The sequence below is a fragment of the Rhodobacter sp. NTK016B genome, assembly GCF_017303295.1.
GTDB lineage: Bacteria > Pseudomonadota > Alphaproteobacteria > Rhodobacterales > Rhodobacteraceae > Pararhodobacter.
In genome coordinates this window covers 1-234 of the sequence record NZ_JAFKOK010000074.1, presented here as the reverse complement: position 1 = coordinate 234, position 234 = coordinate 1, and the positions used below count along the sequence as shown (strand labels likewise).

1 pseudogene is annotated in these 234 nt (G+C 66.7%); it reads right to left on the bottom strand.

From position 1 onward, the window contains the following. Positions 1–234: pseudogene (locus JI664_RS23755) on the bottom strand (IS481 family transposase); the annotation flags it as partial.

Genomic DNA, 234 nt, shown 5'->3' with positions numbered 1-234 from the left:
TCCGGTAGCCGCGAGATGCCGTGCCGCTGAAGGCAGCGATGCAGCGCTGAGCGGGTCAGTTGCAGGATCGAGGGCAGCAAGGCGTACAGGCGATCATCAAGCGGCAGGAGAGTGTGGCGACGGAAAGCCGCCATCATCGCCTCCTCGGCTTCGCTGAGAACGGTCGAGCGTGGGTCCCCCGGACCCGTCTTGCGATCCGCGACCGTCCTGCGCTTGCGCCACTTCGCAACGGTC